Genomic DNA, 22617 nt, shown 5'->3' on the forward strand with positions numbered 1-22617 from the left:
CAAAGAGTAAGCTAGTTTTGTATAATTAAATAAATAAAATATTGCAATATAGATCACATTTTAAGTATAATTGCACGATTAGTTTTGAGGCGTGTCTATTTTTCTTTTCTTGAGCCGCGGGTTTTTGGCTCATTTATGTGTGTCTGTATAGTATTTTCAGATTAATTAATCTATAGGTCATATAGATCATATCGTTAAGAAGGGACGCTCCTCTTTTATCGGAGCAAAAATGTCAGAGTTAATTGAAAAAAATGTCGCTACTACTGTTGGTGGCGAAGAGAGTTTATTGGTTTCACAGTCTGAAGAGGCAATCGTTACATTTGACGATTTAGGCTTAAGTAAAGAAGTTCTTCATGCTGTACACGACCTAGGATTTGAGTCTCCTACCCCAATTCAGGAAAGGTCAATCCCAGTTGTTCTATCTGGAAAAGATATGATTGGTCAGGCTCAGACCGGTACCGGAAAAACAGCAGCTTTCTCTCTGCCAATTCTTTCCAGAATTGACTGTAAGAGAAACTGTATTCAGGCTTTAATTCTTGAGCCTACCCGTGAGCTTGCTATTCAGTCAGCTGAAGCCTGTCAGAGTTTTTCAAAGTACATTAAGGATTTCAGAGTTGCACCTATTTACGGTGGTGCTTCCTATGAGAATCAGATCAGAACCTTAAGACACGGTGCTCAGGTTGTTGTTGCAACCCCTGGTCGTCTTATTGATCTGATCGAGAGAGGCAAGGTCGATCTGTCTAACCTTTCATTTATGGTTATTGATGAAGCTGACGAAATGCTTAGAATGGGCTTTATCGATGATGTGGACTGGATTTTAAGCAATACTCCAGATTCAAGACAGACAGTGCTGTTTTCTGCAACCATGCCTCCTGTTATTGCAAAGATTGCAAAAAATCATTTAACCGATCCTGTTGATGTAAGAATTGAGTCAAAGACTACTACCGCAACGACTGTTCATCAGAGATACTGGATTGCATCTGGCGCTCATAAGATTGATGCAATGACCCGTATTCTTGAGGTAGAGAATTACGATGCTGTAATCGTGTTCGTTAGAACCAAAACCGATGCCGAGGATGTTTCAAACAAGCTTATGGCTCGCGGTCTTGCATGTGCTGCACTGCATGGCGATATTCCTCAGCGTCAGCGTGAGAAGATTATTGACAGACTGAAGGCTGGTCATCTTGATATCATCATTGCAACTGACGTTGCTGCTCGTGGTCTGGATGTAGATAGAATTACCCACGTATTTAACTACGATATTCCTTATGATGCAGAATCATATGTTCACCGTATCGGTAGAACCGGTCGTGCCGGCAGAACCGGTGAGGCTATTCTGTTCGTATCTCCTCGTGAGAGAAGAGCTCTTCGTTTAATTGAAAGAGTAACCGGTCAGAAGATTGAACCTATGCAGATGCCTTCTGTTGCAGATGTTAACAAGGCCCGTCTTGAGAACTTCAAGAATCAGGTAATGGAGACCATTGCCGAGGGAAATCTAGAGATGTACGAAGAGGTTATTTCAGAGCTGCTGTCAGATGATTCAATCGAAGTAGAAACTCTTTGTGCCGCACTTGCCAAGATGGTTCAGAAAGATGGAACTCTGCTTTTAGATGATTCCAAGCCAGAGCCTCGTATGAGAACCTTTGATGATGATAATTATCAGGAAAGAGGTCAGAGAAGAGGTCTGCCTTCAGCTGAGGCTGCTCCTCTACGCGAATATCCTGAAATGGCAATGGTTCGCTTCAGAGTTGCTGTTGGTCGAAAGGATGGTGTAAAGCCAGGCCAGATCGTTGGAGCAATTGCTAATGAGGGTAACATCGAGTCTAAGTTTATCGGTGAAATCTCAATTTTTGATACCTTTACTACTGTTGATCTTCCAGACGGTATGCCAAAGGACACCATGCATATTCTTGCTCAGGCAAGAGTTTGCGGCAGACCATTAGATCTTCGTTTATATACAGCTGAACCACCACGTTCCCGTGGCGGCAGAGATAGAAATAGAAAGGGCGGTCGTTTTGGCGATGATAAGTTTGATCGTCAGGGACAGCATTCTGGAAGAGATTTCAGAAAGTTTGAAGGGGGCTCAAGAGGCGGTCGTTCTGATAGAAGAGAACGCTTAGACTTTGGTTCTGATAAAGGCCGTTTAAAGCGTGGCGATAAAGGCTCTAAATCAGGATTCAGATCATCATTCTCAGGAAGAAGAGAGGGATTCTAACTCCAAGAATCAGCTATAAAAAATCCCACATTAGTGGGATTTTTTATGAACTTAAAAGGCCGTAAGGCCTTTTTTCTAACCGATTCTCTTTAGCTTTGCCATGTAGAATCCATCGAAACCTGATGAAGGCATGATGTGTTTATCTTCCACAAGCTCAAATTTACCCTGATTGTTTTCAAGGAATTTTTCAATCTGCTTTTCATTCTCAGATGGCATAATGGAGCATGTAGAATAAACCACAAAACCTCCAATCTTAGCCATTTTGCTATATCTTTCAAGAATATCCGCCTGAATATCACGAAGCTCTTTTAGGTGTTCGCGACCATCTCTCCATTTTGAATCAGGCATTCTTCTGATTACACCTGTTCCTGAACATGGAGCATCAATAAGCACCTTATCTGCAGATTCAACCATTCTCTTGATAACTTTTGTTGAATCAATAAGTCTTGGTTCAATATTAAAAGCACCGGCTCTCTTGGCTCTCTTTTTGAGGTCTTCAAGTTTCCATGCTTCTGTATCCATGGCTATGATTACGCCTTTGCCTTCCATGGATGCTGCCAGCTGAAGGGTTTTACCGCCAGAGCCTGCGCACGCATCAATAACTCTCTCTCCGCTCTTTGCGTCCACAAACTGTCCAATAAGCTGAGAACCTGCATCCTGCTGCTCGAATAAACCATCCTTAAAAGCTTTTGTTCTAAATAGGGCAGAATTAGATGTTACTTCTAAAGCAAGAGGAACTCCTGCAACAGATTTGGTTACAACCCCTTCCTCTGTCAGCTTGTGTGCAAGTTCATCACGAGTTCCCTTGATAGTGTTGGCTCTGATGTAGCGATGAGATTCGCCTCCTAATGCTTTACGCTCCTCGTCCCATTTTGCCTTAAGTTCAGAATAGCCAAGTTCCTGTAACCATAGTGGGCATCCGTCATTGTATAGCGGATCGTCTTTTGCCTCGGCAATACGCTTTTTTAGACCTCGGCGATCAAATCCTTCTTCTCCCTCAAGTTCAGGAAGAGGCCAGTCCTTATAAGCACAGTATGCAAAGGTTAATCTGCCAACATGGCGTTCAAAATCAGAAGGTCTCTTTAGGTTTGAAACAAAAGCAAATAAAGATAATCTTGAGAACATGAAGTTAATCTGTTTAATCAGGAAACCCTGCTCAACCGGATCAATCTTTACTTTGTTAAACCAGAATGCATATGCTCTATCCAGAGAGTTGTGCATTACCAGTACATCCTCAAGAATTGAAGTTACAAGTCTTAGCTGGAATTCAGAAAAACCTTTGCGTTTTACATGTTCTGTATGAGCCTGAGTATCTGCAAGTCTGCTTTCTTCTCTGAATCTTGTCTTGTCATTATTTCTTGGCTTGAAGGATGCTCTCTTGTTATCGCTGTTTCTTGCAAAATCCTTTTTTCCAGAGAATTTTTTGTCCTTTTTGAATTCGGTCTGATTATCCTTTTGATTATTTGAGTGTGCTACAGTTTTATTTTTGTTTTTATAGTTTGCAGAACCTTTTCTGCCTTCTTTCTTTTCAAATGTCATAATGACCTCTCAATTATTATTTAGCACGCTTGTTTTTCTTTAGTCCGTAACCAGATTCTTTTAATGTAAATCCTTCTCTGTTTAACCATACGTCAAGTCCGTTTCTCACATTGCCTGCTACTATAGCGGCAGCTGCACTGGCACTTTTAAACTTGAGGTCTTTTGCAAAAACAAAACAGTTATTTACAGGATCTAATTCCAGAGTTCCGTTAGAAAGCAAATCTTCTCTTATATTGCTTATATTCTGTGGTACTGATTCGACTGGCTGAAGAACAGCCTGAGAACCTTTTAATACCACAAAATGTGGTTTGCTTCGTGTCCCTTCAGGGTATCCTTTGGCACTTATGTTTCTGATACTGAATGTATAAATTTCGTGAGCTCCCAAAGGTGCGGTGTTTTTTACAAGCTCACGCAGGGCAATCAGCTGGTTATATACGTTGATAGGCAAAATAGCATGTGTTTTTTTGCCCTGAAGATCTGTTATAAAACTTACTTCTTTTTCTGCCATAAATAGATGCTGATTATAATTACTTTATTTATGACAATTTTATCATAGAAAAGGGACTGCATAGGCAGTCCCTTCTGTTAATAATGTGATTATTACGTAGCTTATTGACGGTAAGTCTTTAAGAAATGCTCAAGTCTGTCACAGGCATCGTTGATGATGTCAATTGAAGGCAGGAACACCATTCTGAAGTGGTTTGGCTCTGGCCAGTTGAAACCTGTTCCCTGAACAATCAGCATCTTTTCCTGACGTAGCAGATCCATAGCGAATTTCTGATCGTCCTTAATATTGAACTTCTTATCAAGCTTAGGGAACATGTATAATGCACCGTGAGGTTTTACAACTGAAATACCATCAATTGAGTTCAGTCTTTCATACATTGCAGCTCTTTGCTGATACAGACGTCCACCAGGAATAATCAGCTCGTTAATACTCTGGTATCCGCCTAGTGCTGTCTGAATTGCATGCTGCAGAGGAACATTGGCGCATAATCTCATAGCCATCATGATCTTGATGCCATCCAAAAAGCCCTTGTTTCTCTTCTCTGGACCTGTAATCAGAATCCATCCCATTCTGAATCCACAGGCACGGTATACCTTTGAAAGACCATTGAACGTTACAATTGTAACGTCATCTGCAAGGGTGCAGATACTTCTGTGGGCAACATCATCATATAGGATCTTGTCGTAGATTTCGTCTGCAAAAATAACCAGATCATTCTGTCTTGCAAACTCAACAATTTCCTGAAGAATTGGAGTAGGGTAAACTGCACCAGTCGGATTATTAGGGTTTATGAGAACGATACCTACTGTTCTTGAGCTTAATTTCTTTTTCATGTCCTCAAGATCTGGGTACCAGTTTGACTGTTCATCACACATGTAGTGAACTGCCTTTCCGCCAGCAAGATTGATAGCTGCAGTCCATAGAGGATAATCAGGTGCTGGAACTAAAACTTCATCACCATTGTTTAACAATGCGTTCATTGTCATGGTGATAAGCTCAGATGCGCCGTTTCCAATAAAAATATCATCAGCATCAACATTCTTTAAGCCTTTTTGCTGATAGTACTGGGCAATGGCCTTACGGGCAGAGAAAATTCCGTTTGATTCGCAGTAGCCCTGAGAGTTTGGAATATTTCTGATTACATCGCGGACTACTTCTTCTGGCGCCTCAAAACCAAATGGCGCGGTGTTACCGATGTTTAATTTAAGGATTCTCTGTCCTTCTTCTTCCATTCGTAAAGCTTCTTGATGGATTTTTCCTCGGATGTCATAACAAACATTATCAAGTTTGTGAGATTTTTGTAGTAATTTCATATTAAGTTTTACACCGTAGTTATTATTGGTTTTGAGTAAACTTGATTTTACAACATTAAGCCTGATTAGTGAACATGAAGCTCATAGGCTTACCAATTAAATTGGTCAGATCAGAAGTCTCTTCCCATAACCTTCTCATCATAAATCTGCTCTAGAACATAACGTTCATATCCTAAATGAGGAGATGCTATCTTATGATACTTAACCAGATCTCTGGTCTTCTGATCATATGACAGAGAATTTGTATAGAACACAAATGGAACTCTGGTTCCTGATTTTGTTCTCATAAAGCCCATTAGATTTGAAACATTTTGTAAAGAACCGGTTTTAGCCGCAACGTTCTTGCCAAGAGGTGGATTTTTAGTTGAAGCTCTCCAGTGCAGAGTTCCTGATTCATCAGCAACAGGAAGCAGTTTGATAAAACCGATCTTGTCATCGTTAAGATTGATGAATTCAAGAATTTCTAGCATCTTATGTGGAGTTACCAGATTGTGAGGAGACAGTCCGTTGCCGTCAACAATGTAGGTGTTTCCCAGATTGATATTTGCGTATTTCTGAAGAACAGCTCTTAATGCTCTGGTAGTACGAGGATAGGTTGCAGGAAGCTTATAGAATTCTGCTCCTACAGTTTTGGCTATCGCATCAGCATACAGGTTATTTGATCGGTACAGCATATATTTTACCAATTCAGACATAGGCTTTGATTCAATTGAGCCTACTGTGGTGTAGCCATCCTGTTCTGAACGTGCGATTTTAATTGATTTAAATCTGATCCCTTTTTCCTTTAGGATCTGGTCGGTCCAGTCAACGGCCCACTGGTCAGGATCTGAGACAGATAGAGACAAAGGCCAAGGTTGATTTTTACCGATAACAGGAACGCATCCTGTTATGTGGTACTGATTCTTCATGTAAAGGTTTGCTTCAAGCTCACAGTTTCCACCGTAGCTTGACTGTTTAACTCCAATTGCATCAGACTTGATAGATATTGGACTTGCGGAGTTTAACTTTGCTGTTGCAATTTCACCAATACCATTTGGCTGAAGCTGGGCGAACACGCAGTTTCTGTTGATAATTGCCGTGCTGGCTGGAGAGGTGAAGCAGATTGGCAGATCATTCCATGACCAGCCTTCACCCTTGGACATTCCTGCAAACTTGCTGACATCGATAATTACATCACCAGAAATCTGTTTAACTCTTGCAGAGGCAAGAGTATTTAAAAGGGTTCTGTATGACTGTGTGGTAAAGCTTGGATCACCGTCGAATTTTATTAAGACATTTCCCTGCAGAACGCCGTTATTGTCAACCTTGATATTACCCTGTGAGCTTACAAGTTTTGCTGAAACCTCAAGGTTGGTCTTGAATCGGTAGTCGTGACCTAAATACAGAATAGCTGCCAGACCTGTAATTACCTTTAAGGTCGAGGCTGGATGCATATAGGTATCAATATTTTTTCCATAAATATTGTTGTCATTTGGTCTCAGATAAGCGACACCTATCTGAGAGCCTGGAATTGGATTTGGAGTTGATTTAATAGCTATGGATGAAGATGAATAAAGAAGTACTGATGCAGCAAGTAGTTTTAAATATTTGTTCATTTTTACGTAATCTTAGGTTATCTAATGTTCTAGCGGAGAATTATACACCAAATATTGTTGTTAAGAGGTGATTTAAACGGCATGTCACAGTGTTTGTGACGCATTAGCGGTCGTTGTGTCTAAAATATGATAAAATCACAGCAGTTTTTACAAATACGCTCATAAAGGAGATATTTTTCATGATTATCGAGCCAAAGGCACGTGGTTTTATCTGTGTAACAACTCATCCAACAGGTTGTGATTTAAACGTAAAAGAGCAGATTGAATTAGTTAAAAAGAAAGGTCCAGTTGCAAACGGTCCTAAGAAAGTTTTGGTAATTGGCGCATCAACCGGCTATGGTTTGGCTTCACGTATCAGTGCTGCATTTGGCTCTAACGCAGCTACTCTAGGTGTATTTTTTGAGAAACCTGGTTCAGAGAAGAGACCTGGTTCTGCCGGCTGGTACAATACCTGTGCATTTACAAAATATGCAAAGGAAGCTGGTTTATACGCCAAGAACATCAATGGAGATGCCTTCTCCGATGAGTGCCGCAGCAAGGCTATTGAGATCATTAAGGAAGATCTTGGTAAGGTTGATCTTGTTGTATACTCTCTTGCTGCACCTGTTCGTAAGATGCCTCAGACCGGTGAAGTTGTTCGTTCTTCCCTAAAGCCAATTGGTCAGACCTACACTTCTACTGCGATTGATACCAACAAGAATGAGATTATTACCGCTTCTCTTGAGCCTGCAACTCAGGAAGAAATTGAGAATACCGTTAAGGTTATGGGCGGTCAGGACTGGGAGCTATGGATTGAGGCCCTGAAGAATGCCGGTGTTCTTGCTGAAGGCTGCAAGACTGTTGCATACAGCTACATTGGTACAGAAATTACCTGGCCAATCTACTGGCACGGAGCTTTAGGCAAGGCTAAGGAAGATCTTGATAGAGCAGCTAAAGCTAATTCAGAGAGACTTGCTTCTCTTGGCGGCGAGGCTAAGGTTGCTGTTCTGAAGAGTGTTGTTACCCAGGCTTCATCTGCTATTCCTGTAATGCCTCTATACATTTCTCTATGCTTCAAGGTTATGAGAGAGCAGGGTATTTACGAGTCAGTAATTGAGCATATCTACAGAATGTTCTCTGAAATCTATTCAAAGAAAGTTGAAATTGATGATATGAACCGTATTCGTATGGACTCATGGGAACTTCGTGATTCAGTTCAGAGCAAGTGCAAGGAATTATGGCCTAAGGTTACAACAGAGAATCTGTTTGAGATGTCAGACTATGCTGATTACAAGAAACAGTTTCTACAGCTGTTCGGCTTTGATGTAGAAGGTGTTGACTACGCTGCAGACGTAAATCCAGATGTTGCTATGGACAACCTTGAGAATATGCTTTAATTCTTAATATCAGTATTCTTAAGAAAACAAAATGCCAGACCTAAATTGAAGGCTGGCATTATTATTTTGGGCAGGATTTAAATTCAGCTTAAATTCTGCTCAGATATGAGGTAACAGTATTCTGCATTAGAGTTGCAATAGTCATAGGACCTACACCGCCAGGGACAGGGGTAATGTAGGCTGCGTGCTGAGATGCCTTCTCAAAATCCACATCACCGCATAATTTACCATCTGGAAGTCTGTTGATACCAACATCAATCACTGTAGCACCGTCTTTTACCAGATCTCCATCTAGGAATTTTGCTTTTCCAACTGCAACGACAAGAATGTCGGCATTTTTGATTAGTGCCTTCTGATCGTCTGGCTTAGAGAATCTGTGGGTAACTGTTGTTGTACAGCCTGCCAGCAGTAACTCAAGAGCCATTGGTCTTCCGACGATATTTGAAGCTCCAACAACAACTGCGTTTAATCCCTTAAGATCTTCACCAAGGGTTTTCTTCAGAAGGGTCATAATACCATGAGGTGTGCAGGCACAGATGTATGGAATTCTCTGAACTAAACGGCCAACATTGTATGGGTGGAAGCCGTCAACATCCTTTTCTGATGAAATAAGCTCAACAATTCTGGATTCGTCTAAATGTGCAGGAAGAGGGAACTGAACTAATATTCCGTCCACATCGGGATTATTGTTCAGTTCTTCAATAAGAGCATCCAATTCAGCCTGAGTTGTATTCTCAGGCAGATCGTAGGCAAATGATTTGATACCAACATCTTCACAGGCTTTTCTTTTATTTCTGACATAAACCTGAGAGGCAGGATCAGAACCAACAAGAACGACTGCCAAACCAGGACGGCGGAAACCTTTTTCAACCTTAGCGTCTACAGTTTTTCTGAGTTCTTCTCTTAACTGTTTTGCAATGTTCTTACCGTCAATGATTTGGGCTGTCATTTATTTCTCCTCGATAAACTGCGATTGTTCAGGGGCTGTTTCTTCAATCTGCTGTACAACCTGAGTTTGAGTAACCTTAGTGTAGTAAGTTATTCCTTTGTACAGCATGTTTGCGCTAATTATAAACAAAGCTACAGCAAAAATGCGTTTTAATGTTACAGGAGCTATTTTTTTACCAATATTGACTCCAAGTGGTGCACAGAAATATGAAATTGGCACAACACATGCTGCAGCTAGAACATTCACAAGTCCAAATGTTCCTAAAGGAGCACCTGCTGGAGTAGAGTTTAGATTGGTGAAAAGCATCAGTAGAGCTCCAGGAACACAGACAAATAGTGATACTGCGGAGGAAGTTCCAATTGACTTATGTGGAGGTACAGAACAGGCATTTAATACAGGTACTGTGAGGGTACCGCCACCGATTCCCAGCATTGATGAGAAACATGCAATACAGAAGGCAATGCAGTTTTGACCAAATTTTCCTGGAAGGCTGTCAAATGCAGGTTTTGCCTTTGCTCTGAATAGAGTATTGATTGAGTTTAAAATCATCACGCCGCCAAACAGAATTGTCAGCCATGCTCCACCTAGGAATTTAGAAATCATGATTCCTACAAATACACCAACTAGCATTGCGACTGACCATGCTTTTATAACATTTATATCGGTGTTACCTTTTTTATTCTGGGATCTTGCTGCAGATATAGATGTGGGGATCATACACAGCAGGGAAGTTCCGGTTGCAATGATTACTGCAACACTCAGTGGAGCCTTAAAGAAAACAGTAAATACAAAGGTAAAGCAAGGAACGAAGATGATTCCTCCTCCAACACCAAGTAATCCTGCTAAAAATCCTGCCACAACACCACATAAAGCAAGAATAATAACTGTTTCAATTAGTTCATATAGGGGAATACCTAAAATCATTTTCCCTCCTTTTATTTATCAATAACTAAAAAAACAAGGCTATTTTACAGTAATTCAATAATGATGATTAAAAGAGTTGTGTATTAAGAGATTTTTTCTGAGAAAACTGGAAAAGTATTGTTACTACGAATTGCGTCTGGGGTCGGTATTAGATCCGATATAAATGACGTTTATCTTATATTGATAGAAAGTGGAAAGTTAAAAATGAGAAAAAAGTCAAAATTTTTGTTGACGTACTCATATCTCTCTTGTATCATATCACACCGTTAAATCACTTCAGCGTTATGAAGTGTGGTGTTAGGTTTAGTCCTAATTTCCTTACCTTTGCGTCCTTAGCTCAGTTGGATAGAGCAACAGCCTTCTAAGCTGTGGGTCAGAGGTTCGATTCCTCTAGGACGCGCCAACGCTCAATGATTTAATACAATGGTGGCTATAGCTCAGTTGGTAGAGTCCCGGATTGTGATTCCGGTTGTCGAGGGTTCGAGCCCCTCTAGCCACCCCATCTTAAGCACTGATTTTGCGGGAGTGGCGAAATTGGTAGACGCACCAGATTTAGGTTCTGGCGCCTATGGTGTAAGAGTTCGAGTCTCTTCTCCCGCACCATCCTTAATTTCCCTTTTTTATTCTAAATCTTAAGAAGCAAACTTCTTTTCATTTCTAATTTGTGTATTTGATTTTTGACACTATTGTCTGCAGATTTTGTTTGGTCATTTGTGGGTTTAGTACATCAACAAGTGTGTCAAAACTCAGATAGACCATCTCATCTATACAGTCCTTTAGCGAAATCTTTCTATATGTAAGCTCAATGTTATGGAGTCTAGGATCGGATTGTGCCTTTAATCTTTCTTTTATACTCTCAAGTGTATCGAGATGTTCTTTAAAACAGTTTCCGGTAATAATGACATTTGACAGATTATAAATTGGAGCCATTACACTGATCGCAAAATACAGTGCATCCTCTGTATATTCTCCGTAGTTTCCAAGTGATTTTTCAAAGCCGTGAGGATAGGGCAGGTGAGAGCACTCTGGGAATGAACAGTTTTTACCAAGCTGAATTTCTCCATTAAGAAATATTCCCAGAGCAACAGATCCTTCTCCGTTGTTAATAACGAGCGCGTTCTCCGTGTCGATTTCTGAACTGTTTTTTAATTTTAGAAGGGTTCCATAGGCAAAATTGTAAATAAAGGTTCTTATTTTTGTCTGTTTGTACACAATCTGGCCTAAAAGAATATTCTCGTCAGTAAGATTATTGTTTCTGTACATGACACCTTTCTCTCCCTGCTCAACCGTGGCATGAGTTGCAATCACAATTGATTTAATGAGAGCTCTGCTTATAAAACAGTTTTTGGTTAGGGTATCAACAGCAACATCTATGGTTTTTGCAAACTCTTTTGCACTCTCCACATGAGGCAGAGTAACTGCTGCCAGTTCTCTTTTGTGCCCGAAAACATAGACATGTGCAGAGAAATCAGATTGCGTATGAATGATAAGCACAGTACAGTACTGCATATTATCGGAGATCTTCAGGATCTGTCTTGGTCTTCCAAGATTGGTTTTATAGTCTGTATCCTCGTGCTTGTCGATAAGTTTTGCTTCAAGCAGGTTATTTGTCAGTTTGTGAATCTGAGCTTTACTCAGGTTTAGGCTTTTACATAAAGCTACCTGAGAGGAAGGCTGACGGTGAAGTATTTTAAGAATATTCTGAAGATTGTTTGAAGGCATAAAATACCTCTGGCTCAGTAGTCTTGTGTATATAAGTAGACAGTATCCAGGTATCAGACTGTCTAGCGTTAAGTGTTATTTTTTGTTGTTTAATCCAGATAACTCTGAAATCAGCGCTGTTTGTTCTTTTCTTCGGAATTAGGATAACAGCCCAAAACTTTTAATGAGGAAGTGAATGGTTTTACGTCTTCAAGAATATCCTGCATTTCTGGTGAAGACAGATTTCCTTCGATATCCGCAAAGAAGATCTCTTCCCAGGTGTCCTTATTCTTATCAAGTCTTGGTCTTGAGATAAGCTTTGTAAGGTTCAGCTGGTGTTTTGATATTTCTGCTAAAACCGAGATCAGTGAACCTGGAGTGTATTTTTGAACTCCAAATGATAATGAAGTTTTTGCAGGAATGGTAGATGGGACGCTGATAGGTGTCATTGAAATTACAATGAATCTTGTGTAATTGTTGGTATTGTTGGCAATGTTATCAACAATAGGCACGAGATCATAATAGCTTGCAGCCATATGAGAACCGATTGCAACATGATGAGGAGAATTCATTTCTCTTATGATATTCATTGCCTCTGAGGTTGCTTTCGTGTAGTGAATATTGGCATTTGGAAGAATGTCCTTTAACCAGTTTGAGCACTGAGCAACTGGCTGAGGATGAGAATAAACATCTGTTATATCTTCAAGCTTTGTCTCTGTATTACCTAATATTGCGTGATCAATAGGAACAAACAGTTCACCCACTATTGAAGCTGTTGTATTCTGTATAACATCAAGAACATCGTTAATTGAACCTGAACTTGAATTCTCAATTGGCAGAACTCCAAATTCAACTTTTCCGGTTTCTACCTGTCCTACAATCTGTTCAAAAGTGTCACAGCCACTTGCAGTGATGTTTCCTTTGAATCCCTCCAAAAAGCGCATTGCTGCAACATGGGAATAGCTACCGGTTGAACCTAAATGGGCTATGGATGTGTCTCTTACAATGGTTGAGCTGTTGGCTTTTGCAATAATATGCTGCTGTTCTACTGAACAGGTGTTTTTCATGATCAGTTTATAAAGATCTGAAATATATGATGCAGGAAGGCCGTGGTCTTTAGCCTGTTCTCTTAGTTTCTGAAGCTTTATATGTTCACGAGATGTATCAGTGATACTCTGATTGTGTGATAACTTGTATTCAGCAATATCCTTAGCTACATCCATTCTTTTTTCAAGAAGGTCCAGTATCTGTCTGTCAATGCTGTCTATATCTTCTCTACACTGCAGTAAATCTCGCATGATCATCCTTATCTTTGTTAACTTTTCTGTATTTTACAACAAAAAAAATGCAGACATAGTGTCTGCATTATTTTGAACGATTTTTTTACTCTTTCTTTGAAAGAAGTTTTAGAATTTCAATGTACAGCCAGCAGATTGTTACCAGCAGAGAGAATGCATTGTAGTATTCAAAGTGCTTTGGTAAACCTTCATCAACTGCGATCTGAATGTTCTCAAAATCAAGAATCAGACTGAATGCTGCAACGGTGCAGACAATCAGAGAAACGATAATTGACATTGGACCAGTCTGAGGGATCAGGCTGCCGCCGAATAATGAGAACACAATCTGAATCATGTAAAGTACAAAAATACCGGTAATAGCACCTGTAATGATTGACTTGAATCTCTGAGTTGGAACAACAATCTTGTATTTCCATAGGAAGAGCATTGTCATAACAACTACGAAGGTTGACATAACAGCAGTGGTTACGATACCAGGATACTGGAATTCAAATGCTCCTGAAAGAGTTCCTAGAGCACCACCTTCAAGAACAGCATAAATTGGAGCTGTAATTGGGGCAACATTTGGTTTGAAGATGGTTATAAAAGCTACGATCAGGGCTCCGAAAATTGAACCATACATCAGTAATGATGAAATTCCCTGTCCGCTGTATATCTGTGCTAGAGTGTAGTTCATGGCAAGATAGCCAACAACCATGGTAAGTCCAACCAGCAGAATTGATTTTGTGGTTGTACCAGAGATGGTTGCACCTGCTTCCACACCACCGAAGTTGTACACACCAGCAGCGTTTCGCATTGCTGAAATTGCTGGATTAGATGACTGCATTATATTCTCCTTAACTTAGTGATCCTGATTTATATATGCGGATCGTTTTAGTGTTTTTAAAGTATGCCTGTTTATTTTATTTGGAAATTATACAGAAATGAAGATTTCCAATTATACTTATATTCGATTTTTGTGAGTTAGAGTTAGAAAGGAAAAACTATGAGCAACTGGAAAGACATAATTGGCCCGCTGAAGAAAACCGATGCCTTTGTTCATGCATATAATTATCAGAAACAGCAGCGTCAGAAAGGTATAAATGTTTTTCCTCCTCAGAAAGATCTGTTCAATGCATTTAGCTATACTCCTTTCTCAAAACTAAAAGTTGTCATTATCGGTCAGGATCCTTATCATGAGAAAGGTCAGGCTATGGGGCTGAGCTTTTCAGTTCCGGTAGGTGTAGCTATTCCTCCTAGCTTAAGAAATATATACAGAGAGCTTCAGCAGGACATTCCTGGTTTTGAGATTCCAAATCACGGCAATCTTATACCATGGGCAAGACAGGGAGTTCTTCTGTTAAACGCAGTTCTGAGTGTTGATGAGAATCAGGCTGGCTCTCATAGAGGTATGGGCTGGGAACAATTTACCGATGATGTCATTATGACGCTAAGTGAGAAGTGTGAGAATCTGGTATTTATTCTGTGGGGAGGGTATGCTCAAAAAAAGGGTGCAAGAATTGATCCCTCAAAACATCTGATTCTTACAGGTGCTCATCCTAGTCCTTTATCTGCCAACAGAGGAGGCTTCTTTGGAAATCACTATTTCTCCAGAACTAACCAGTATCTTTTATCAAAGGGTATCTCTCCAATTGACTGGAGATTGCCTCTTTTTCTGGATGGAACTGAGGAACTTTGAAAACGATTTCGTATTGAAATCTTGTAAATCTAAAGAGTTTAATTTTTTTTAAAGCTGTTTAGTGGCTTTATTAGTCTAGTAAATTATTGCCTATTATTATCAGTTTATAAAAAAATAGTAAAACAACTAAACCGTTTGCATGAAAATTTTACAGTATACTAAATTATCTTTTTTATCCTTATATCTCTGATAGTTAGCTTCTGAATAGTTGTTTCAGAGTTCTGAAAATAATTGTTTTGTGTAATTTTTTGAAAGAATATGATAAAAAATAAAATTCATAATATGAATTTTATTATATAAATACAAAAATCAAAAAAGTGTCATTATCTCAGTTATAAGTCAATTAAACCTTAAATAACAAATAGATAGTTTAAATCATTTAAAACTTGATAAAGGTCGATAGATTTTTTTAGAATCGTTAAAATCTTACTTTTATTTGAAGAAAATGTGACGAATGTCTCTAAATTGAATTATCGTTTTTGATAACATAATCACGCTATGTAGTTTAGATGGTTTCTTCCCCAAATTGAACCATCCAAGATGATAGCTTTCATAAAGGTGAATTGATGGATGAGTATCTAAAATGGTACTCATCCTTTTCTATTTTATAAGCTCACGAATTGCTCGTACTATATTCTCTATTCCTCTCTCTTTTATAAAGTTTCTGCAGTTTTTCTCGAATACGGTATAGTTCTTATTAAGCTTATTAAGTTTATCCTTGATTAGCTCTGGGTTACTCAGATCGGATAAAGTGGCACATTCACCAAGATTGTACTTTTTAACTACACCTTTACATGTGCCAGCCTGATTATCAGCTATTTCTACATTGATAGACGGAATCCCTGCCGCAATTCTTTCTCTGAACATTCCTCCGCAGGCCCCAATTGCAAGGTCTGTATTTGAAAATACTTCATTAATTTTTGCAGAATTTCTGATTAGAGTAATTTCACTGTTAGATGAAATGATTTTTTTTATATCACCAAAGTCTGGATTTGATAGTCCGCTTATCATTGTGAATATGAATTCCTTGTACAGTTCTCCTTCCATGATGGACTTTGCTATAAGCTTACATCCATGAACAGGATCTGCTCCTCCAAAGTTAACGAGAACCCTTGGTTTCCCATATGAGTTTTCCGACCTTTTTACTTCAAAGAATTCTTTTTTTATAAAGTTATATTTATAACCAAGGCAAAGTCTGCATTCTGGAGGTACCAGTTCTCTGTATTTTGTTCGACCTTCTGACTGATCTATTAGAAGATGACATTTATGACGTCGGTTTTCTAGATCATCAATGACAACAACTTTGGTTTTTTCATAGACAGGAGTTTCGAATTCTTCATCAAGATAATAATGATCTACAATTACGAGCTGCGGATTTAAGGAAAGAACTGTTTCTGACAGCTTGTCTTTTGCGGTTATGATGATATCTGTGTACTCATTACACTGAGATCTGAGTTCATCAGAAAGAGAGTCTGAGCATAGGTATAAATTGTACTCGTTTAAATAAGGGAGAAGTCCTTTTACTCTCATAAGATGACCTGTTCCAATCTGGGAATCAGCCTTAAGAACAACCACCAGATTTTTATTCATAATTCAGCTCGTTAACTGCTTTGGTTAAAGCACATGCCATTTTCCAGTCTTCTGGAGTATCAATATCTATAACACGATATCTTGGCATGATAAATGGTCTGGTTGTTTTAACCGTCCCATTTACAATTGCTTTCTTAGAATAGAAATAAAAAAGCCCGCAATCCTGATAGCATTTCTGCAAATCCTGTGAACGACATGGGGCATATTTCGGTTCTCTATAGTTAAGATATCCTTTGTCGTCAATAACCTGTGCTCTCTGAATTGGAAAGGAAAACTCACATACTGACATGACACAGTCACAACCACTGTTTATAAAATCGTTGTAAGCTTCGGTCAGATGTTCTGCTTTGATTAAAGGTGCAGTTGCATATATACAGCAGATTGCTTCGATTTCAGGATCAGACTCCTGAATTTTTCTGAATGCATCAACTGTAACAGGGAAAGTTCCAGTGAAATCATCCGCAAGAGATTTATCCCTTAAAAAAGGAATCTTTGCTCCGTACTTTTCTGAAATATCTGCTATTTCCTGATCATCAGTTGATACGATTACGTCTTTAAACAATCCGCTGTTGAGCGCTGCTTTAATTGGATAAGAGATTAAAGGGCTTCCTAAAAAATCCTTTATATTCTTATGAGGAATTCTTTTTGAGCCTCCACGGGCAGGAATACAGGCATAAATACTCATCTAGATTCTTTTCTCATCAATCAGTCCTAACAGAGTAGCTGCACACATCTGCAGATCGAGCCTCTTTAATTTAGGATAAAGCGGAAGGGAAAGAGTTCTTTCAAAGAAATACTCCGCACCGGGAAGAGCAGGGTAATTTTTTATACTCTGATAATATGGGTGCCTATAGATAGGAATGTAATGAACCTGAACGCAGATCCCTCGATGTCTTAGCGTATTGTAAACATAATCTCGCTTACCAAAAGGAATACCAACCTGATAGAGATGCCATGAACTTATCGAGTCTTCACTATCTGCAACTGGAAGGGTGAGATTTTTATCTGCTGACAGAATTTCTTCCCAGTCCTTTGCAAACTCTCTCCTTCTGGCTAGAAAATCATCGGCCTTTGCAAGCTGAGATAATCCAAGTGCGGCAAGAACGTCTGACATTCGATAGTTGAAGCCTAAGGCTTGCATCTCATAATAATAGTTTGGTCTGTTCTTATCAGTAAGATAAATAGAGTCACGCTCTATTCCGTGATTAGAATAGAGTCGCATCTTTCTGTATAGTTCTTCATTGTTTGTCAGACACATTCCACCTTCTGCGGTGGTAATGATTTTTACTGGATGAAAACTGAAAACAGTAATATCAGAAAAGAAACAGTCTCCGATTTTATGGCCTTTATACACTGCACCTAGTGCATGAGCCGCATCCTCAATAAGATAAAATCCATATTTGCGTTTTAGCGCATATATTTTTTCCAGATCTACAGGTCTACCAGAAAGGTGAACCGCAACCACTACCTTGGGAAGTCGGTTCTGTTTGTCTGCCTCTATAAGCATTTCTTCAAGATGGTTAACATCAAGATTTCCAGTGTATTTATCTGTATCAATAAAATCTACATCGGCTCCAAGATAACGGGCACAGTTAGCTGAAGCCACAAAACTTATGGCACTGACAAAAACACGGTCTGATTTATTTACACCTAAAGCCATCATTGCTATATGCAGAGCTGAGGTGCAGGAATTAACTGCAACGGCATAGCTGGCGTTAACATAGGATGCTGTTTGCTCTTCAAATTCATTGACGGTAGGACCGCAGGTTAGATAAGGGGAGCGAAGAACAGCATTTACGGCATCTATATCATCATCTTCGATAGTCTGAGTGCTGTAAGGGATCATTTTAACTAGACCTTCTTCAGGAATTCTCTTATCTGCTCAACATCCATAAAGTCAGGATTAGTTTGAGAATTGTATTCAAAATTTCTAATTACAGGACAGCCCTTCTCCCCTAATTCTGTAGACAGATACCTAAGCGGTCCTGCGTTGGAGAAGGTGACAATAGAAGGTCTGATGATAAAGAATTCATCAAATTCGATTACATGTTGGAAATCATCTCTGGCACACATAAGTTCATGAATTTTTTCACCAGGTCTTACACCTACTTCCTTTTGTGGAATATCTGGTGCAATTGCTGTAGCCAGATCGGAAATTCTGATGGAAGGGATTTTTGGTACAAAGATTTCTCCTCCATGCATGCGTAAGAGACTTGTCAGAACGAATTCTACTCCCTGCTCCAGGGAAATCCAGAATCGGGTCATTTCCATATCCGTGATAGGAATAAACTCTGCATTCTGCTCTTTTAATTTTCTGAAAAAAGGAACAACACTGCCTCTGGATCCTGAAACATTTCCATATCGAACAACTGCAAATCTGGTTTTACCTTCACCTACGAGGTTATTTGCTGCGGTGAAAAGCTTATCTGAACACAGTTTGGTGGCTCCGTAAAGATTGATTGGATTTGCTGCCTTATCTGTGGACAGAGCAATAACCTTTTCAACGTTGTTTGACATTGCAGCTTCGATTACGTTATTGGCTCCGTTGATATTGGTTTTGATGCATTCCATTGGATTGTATTCTGCAGCTGGAACCTGCTTTAAGGCTGCTGCATGGATAACAATATCAACCCCCTTCATGGCAAGTTTTAATCTTTCTAGATCTCTGACATCACCTATGAAGAAACGAAGTTTCTGGGAATAATCTTTTAGTCGCTGAGACATCTCGTATTGCTTAAGTTCATCACGAGAATAGATGATAAGTTTTTTTACACCGTAGTTATTAAGAATTTTCTCAACGAATTTATTTCCAAAGGAACCAGTTCCGCCTGTAATTAAAATAGTTTTGGCTTTTAAGAATTCTTCCAATTCTTTTTTATATTTCATGTAAAATGGCCCCTTTAGTTTGCGGATGCAATTCCATATTTCTTCATCTTCTCAACCAGCGTGGTTCTTCTCAAGCCAAGAATTTCTGAGGCTTTTGCAACAACGCCGTTACTCTGAGTTAACGCTTGTTTGATCATGCTTATTTCAATGCTTGCAACCATATCCTTAAGATTGATTCCCTCTGGAGATAGAGTTGGCATAAATGCCTGAGCCATATCTCGTTCTCCTTCAATTACAGGTAAAGGAGGAAGGTCAATAGGTCTGTTGTCATTATCCTCAAAGAATCCTTCTTCCTGTAGCTCATCCCCCTGAAGAGGTACAGAGAAGTTATCTAAGAGAGCCATTCTCTCCTCGTAAGGATCATCCTCAAGTTTTCCTCCTCTGTAGGTTACAGGAAGTTCAGAAACATCAACGATTTCATTTGGATGAAGGATCAGAAGTCTTTCAACTATATTTGAAAGCTCTCTGACATTACCAGGCCATGGACATGACATCAGCTGAAGCATTGCCCTCTGCGTAAATCGTACCGTTGCTTTTTGAATTTTGCTGTGACGATTAACCAATTCCTGAACTAAAAGAGGAATATCATCAGTTCGTTCTCGAAGAGGAGGGGTTTCAATTGGGAATACATTTAGTCTGTAAAACAGATCCTGTCGGAATGTTTTTTCTGCTACCATTTTCTCAAGATTCTGATGGGTAGCGGCAATGATTCTGACATCAGATTTAATTGGTTTGTTTGATCCAACTCTCTCAAACTGTCGTTCCTGTAGAACTCTCAGCAGTTTAACCTGCATCTGGAAAGGCATATCTCCGATTTCATCCAGGAAGATAGTTCCTCCTTCTGCAAGCTCGAATCGACCCTCATGAGCACTGATTGCACCTGTAAAAGCTCCTTTTTCATGTCCGAACAGTTCTGATTCGAGAAGTTCAGCAGGAATGGCTCCACAGTTTACAGGAACGAATGCCTTATCTTTTCTGTCTGAAAGCTCGTGAATTGCTCTGGCCACGACTTCTTTTCCTGTTCCTGATTCTCCTAAAATAAGAACAGAAGTATCTTTTGTTGCAACCTGTTCAATCAGTCTTCTTACATTTGTAATCGCTTTTCCCTGACCCACCAGCATCTTAATGAGAGCAGATGCTCCATCTCCAGATTTGCTAGAGAGTTTTCTCATGGAACGGAAAGATTGGCAGTAGTGTAAAAGGGACACAATTTCATCATAATTAGGATCATTACTGATCTTTCCCATGAAATTTGCCTGTTCTTTGAGATCTTCTTTTGTATTCTCTGAACATAGAAGAAAGGCCGTATTTGAATGGGATTCAATGAATTCATTGTATTTAAAATTATCTATATCTCCCAGAATGCAGATGTCAATATTCGAATCCTCTGCATCAAAGTAAGATATACAGTCTTCTACGTCGCCACTCTGACAGACCAATCCTAAAAAGGAGAAAATTGTTTCGAGAGACTCTCGTTTGTGATTATCCTTCTCAAGAATTAGGAGATTTCCTGAAAATTGCATGTATCACCTTCATTGATCCGTAAATTTCTTTATCGATAAACAGATACACTGCACTTATTTAAGTGTTATGAAACCCGACTATACTGATTAGAAATTTCTGTTGATTTAAAATGCATTCACTCAGCCTTTTATGTTGTTTTTTTGACTTGCTGAATGAATATCACAACCTAAAAATGTATTTTTTTTTGACTCATTATTAATAATACATCTGTACAAAAAAATGACAAATTTTTGACATATTTTAGATTATATAAATGTGATTAATGTCCTTAAAAAAAAGAGTCAAAAAAAAATTTTTTTTGTCTAATTTATAAAATTTTCTTTATTTTTCATAGAGTATCACTAATTATTAAAATTTCAAAAAAAAGTCGAATTTTTCTTTTTAAAGGTGGTTTATTGCATAACTAAATCGTCAAAATTACGTTTTTTTGTTCCTTGTTTTTAGATTAAGCTTTCCTTCATTTTTCTTTCTGGCATAAACCTTGCTGTCTTATTTTTACAACAGATTTTGAACAGCTATGGTGTAGTTATGACTGATTTTTCCTCTTCCAATACGAAAACTGATCTCGATATAGGATTGATCGGAGATCATCGTAACTTATCCAAGATTAAAAAACTTGGATTAGGCGATAAGAAGTCTCAGGCGTTAGCTCTTAAGGCTGCCGCTGAACAGTTTCAGTCATTACTTAATCAGTACTGGGTTGATGCTATGCGAAAATCCAATGATACTTTGAATCCAGATTCTCCTCTTCACTCCAAGTATTCTGGATTCTTTGAGGATATGCTGGCGCAACAGAATGTTTCTGCTATGACTTCTAATTCGGGTATTAACAAGAATTCTATTACATACCTTCTGACAAAACAGTTTGCCAAGTCCTTAGGAGATGAAGGCAAGGAACTAATGGCCGAACTCGATAAGCTTGCGGTATCTGGACGCGGAGGTCATATTAAAGGTTCATCTGTTCCTAAACTTACAAACTTCATTTCTTCTCATGTGGATGGAGAGGCAAGTATTTCTAAGTTGAGAAAACTTTATGCAGGTCTTCCTGATCCTGACTCCATGAAGAATTTTGAATCTCATGAGGATTTTGTGCAGAAGATGATGCCTTATGCAATTAAGGCAGTTGAGGGCTTAGGTTTTAATCCATTGGTTCTGGTGGCTCAGGCTGCACTCGAAACCGGTTGGGGCAAACATGTTTCTTCTGGCAACAATTATTACGGTATTAAGGCTAATTCTACCTGGAAGGGAGATAGCGAAAAACTGTCATCCCCGGAATTCAGAAACGGAAAAATGGTTAATGAAGTCAGTGCTTTTAGAAAATATTCTGACGTTCTTGAGAGCATGAAGGATTACATTTCGTTTATTAAAGATAATCCAAGATACAAAAATGCTGTGGATAAAAGCTATTCTCCAGATGAATATTTTGAGGAAATTCAAAAGGCTGGATATGCAACAGATCCAAACTATGCAGAGAAACTTAAGAATATTTCAAGAAAGATTGCATTTATGGCATACAAATAG

18 protein-coding genes and 3 tRNA genes are annotated in these 22617 nt (G+C 39.0%); 7 read left to right on the plus strand and 14 right to left on the minus strand.

The window, feature by feature from the left end; translation table 11 throughout:
- The first annotated feature begins 229 nt into the window (after positions 1-229).
- On the plus strand, positions 230-2215 hold the full coding sequence (locus BM308_RS04425) for a DEAD/DEAH box helicase (RefSeq protein WP_074943192.1): 1986 nt from the start codon (positions 230-232) through the stop codon (positions 2213-2215).
- 75 nt (positions 2216-2290) lie between these two features.
- On the opposite strand, the gene BM308_RS04430 is transcribed toward BM308_RS04425, so the two are convergent.
- From BM308_RS04430 to dacB, 4 genes are all read right to left on the minus strand, one after another.
- On the minus strand, positions 2291-3754 hold the full coding sequence (locus BM308_RS04430) for an RsmB/NOP family class I SAM-dependent RNA methyltransferase (RefSeq protein WP_306705245.1): 1464 nt from the start codon (positions 3752-3754) through the stop codon (positions 2291-2293).
- A 16-nt stretch (positions 3755-3770) separates the two neighbouring features.
- The gene (locus tag BM308_RS04435) at positions 3771-4262 is read right to left on the minus strand and encodes a DUF4357 domain-containing protein (protein WP_074943193.1); all 492 of its coding nucleotides are present in this window, start codon (positions 4260-4262) and stop codon (positions 3771-3773) included.
- Positions 4263-4363: 101 nt separating this feature from the next.
- Positions 4364-5575 (minus strand): pyridoxal phosphate-dependent aminotransferase, encoded by a 1212-nt coding sequence (locus BM308_RS04440; RefSeq protein WP_074943195.1) that lies wholly within the window; start codon positions 5573-5575, stop codon positions 4364-4366.
- Positions 5576-5685: 110 nt separating this feature from the next.
- Positions 5686-7170 carry a D-alanyl-D-alanine carboxypeptidase/D-alanyl-D-alanine endopeptidase gene (gene dacB, locus BM308_RS04445; RefSeq protein WP_074943197.1) on the minus strand — a complete coding sequence of 495 codons (1485 nt, stop codon included), beginning with the start codon at positions 7168-7170 and terminating at the stop codon, positions 5686-5688.
- Between the two features lie 179 nt (positions 7171-7349).
- On the opposite strand from dacB, the gene fabV reads away from it, so the two are divergent.
- Positions 7350-8546: an enoyl-ACP reductase FabV gene (gene fabV / locus BM308_RS04450; protein WP_074943199.1), complete on the plus strand. Its 1197-nt coding sequence runs from the start codon at positions 7350-7352 to the stop codon at positions 8544-8546.
- A gap of 88 nt (positions 8547-8634) precedes the next feature.
- Here fabV and folD read toward each other — a convergent pair whose 3' ends face one another.
- Positions 8635-9495, minus strand: a complete 861-nt coding sequence (gene folD, locus BM308_RS04455) for a bifunctional methylenetetrahydrofolate dehydrogenase/methenyltetrahydrofolate cyclohydrolase FolD (RefSeq protein ID WP_074943201.1) — start codon at positions 9493-9495, stop codon at positions 8635-8637.
- Positions 9496-10419 carry a sulfite exporter TauE/SafE family protein gene (locus BM308_RS04460; RefSeq protein ID WP_074943203.1) on the minus strand — a complete coding sequence of 308 codons (924 nt, stop codon included), beginning with the start codon at positions 10417-10419 and terminating at the stop codon, positions 9496-9498.
- Between the two features lie 326 nt (positions 10420-10745).
- Here BM308_RS04460 and BM308_RS04465 point away from each other — a divergent pair.
- The 3 genes from BM308_RS04465 (at position 10746) to BM308_RS04475 (ending at position 11022) form a co-directional block, all read left to right on the plus strand.
- Positions 10746-10822: transfer RNA gene (locus BM308_RS04465), tRNA-Arg, on the plus strand.
- A gap of 23 nt (positions 10823-10845) precedes the next feature.
- A tRNA-His gene (locus BM308_RS04470) sits at positions 10846-10921 on the plus strand.
- Between the two features lie 17 nt (positions 10922-10938).
- A tRNA-Leu gene (locus tag BM308_RS04475) sits at positions 10939-11022 on the plus strand.
- Between the two features lie 54 nt (positions 11023-11076).
- Here BM308_RS04475 and BM308_RS04480 read toward each other — a convergent pair.
- The 3 genes from BM308_RS04480 to BM308_RS04490 all read right to left on the minus strand — a co-directional run bounded on the left by BM308_RS04480 (position 11077) and on the right by BM308_RS04490 (position 14244).
- Complete coding sequence (locus BM308_RS04480; RefSeq protein ID WP_074943205.1) at positions 11077-12141, minus strand: MarR family transcriptional regulator; 1065 nt, start codon at positions 12139-12141, stop codon at positions 11077-11079.
- Between the two features lie 110 nt (positions 12142-12251).
- Entirely contained in the window at positions 12252-13418 is a 1167-nt protein-coding gene (locus BM308_RS04485) for a prephenate dehydratase domain-containing protein (RefSeq protein WP_177214414.1), read from the minus strand.
- A gap of 85 nt (positions 13419-13503) precedes the next feature.
- Positions 13504-14244, minus strand: a complete 741-nt coding sequence (locus tag BM308_RS04490; RefSeq protein WP_074943208.1) for a Bax inhibitor-1/YccA family protein — start codon at positions 14242-14244, stop codon at positions 13504-13506.
- A 159-nt stretch (positions 14245-14403) separates the two neighbouring features.
- Between BM308_RS04490 and ung the strand changes: the two genes are divergently transcribed.
- A complete protein-coding gene (gene ung, locus BM308_RS04495; RefSeq protein WP_074943209.1) occupies positions 14404-15096 on the plus strand; it encodes a uracil-DNA glycosylase in 693 nt (230 codons plus the stop codon).
- Between the two features lie 600 nt (positions 15097-15696).
- Here the strand turns inward: ung and pseG are convergent.
- Genes pseG through BM308_RS04520 form a run of 5 tightly spaced genes read right to left on the minus strand, consistent with a single transcriptional unit; the run spans position 15697 to position 21095 of the window.
- On the minus strand, positions 15697-16686 hold the full coding sequence (gene pseG / locus BM308_RS04500) for a UDP-2,4-diacetamido-2,4,6-trideoxy-beta-L-altropyranose hydrolase (protein WP_074943211.1): 990 nt from the start codon (positions 16684-16686) through the stop codon (positions 15697-15699).
- Positions 16679-17371 carry a pseudaminic acid cytidylyltransferase gene (pseF, locus tag BM308_RS04505; protein ID WP_074943213.1) on the minus strand — a complete coding sequence of 231 codons (693 nt, stop codon included), beginning with the start codon at positions 17369-17371 and terminating at the stop codon, positions 16679-16681. Before pseF ends, pseG begins: the two co-directional genes overlap by 8 nt.
- Entirely contained in the window at positions 17372-18532 is a 1161-nt protein-coding gene (gene pseC, locus BM308_RS04510; protein WP_074943215.1) for a UDP-4-amino-4,6-dideoxy-N-acetyl-beta-L-altrosamine transaminase, read from the minus strand.
- Positions 18533-18537: 5 nt separating this feature from the next.
- Complete coding sequence (gene pseB / locus BM308_RS04515) at positions 18538-19572, minus strand: UDP-N-acetylglucosamine 4,6-dehydratase (inverting) (protein WP_074943217.1); 1035 nt, start codon at positions 19570-19572, stop codon at positions 18538-18540.
- A 14-nt stretch (positions 19573-19586) separates the two neighbouring features.
- Positions 19587-21095 (minus strand): sigma-54 dependent transcriptional regulator, encoded by a 1509-nt coding sequence (locus BM308_RS04520; RefSeq protein ID WP_074943219.1) that lies wholly within the window; start codon positions 21093-21095, stop codon positions 19587-19589.
- Positions 21096-21624: 529 nt separating this feature from the next.
- On the opposite strand from BM308_RS04520, the gene BM308_RS04525 reads away from it, so the two are divergent.
- Complete coding sequence (locus tag BM308_RS04525; protein ID WP_074943221.1) at positions 21625-22617, plus strand: glucosaminidase domain-containing protein; 993 nt, start codon at positions 21625-21627, stop codon at positions 22615-22617.

This window comes from Succinivibrio dextrinosolvens (genome assembly GCF_900116345.1).
Classification (GTDB): Bacteria; Pseudomonadota; Gammaproteobacteria; order Enterobacterales; family Succinivibrionaceae; genus Succinivibrio; species Succinivibrio dextrinosolvens_B.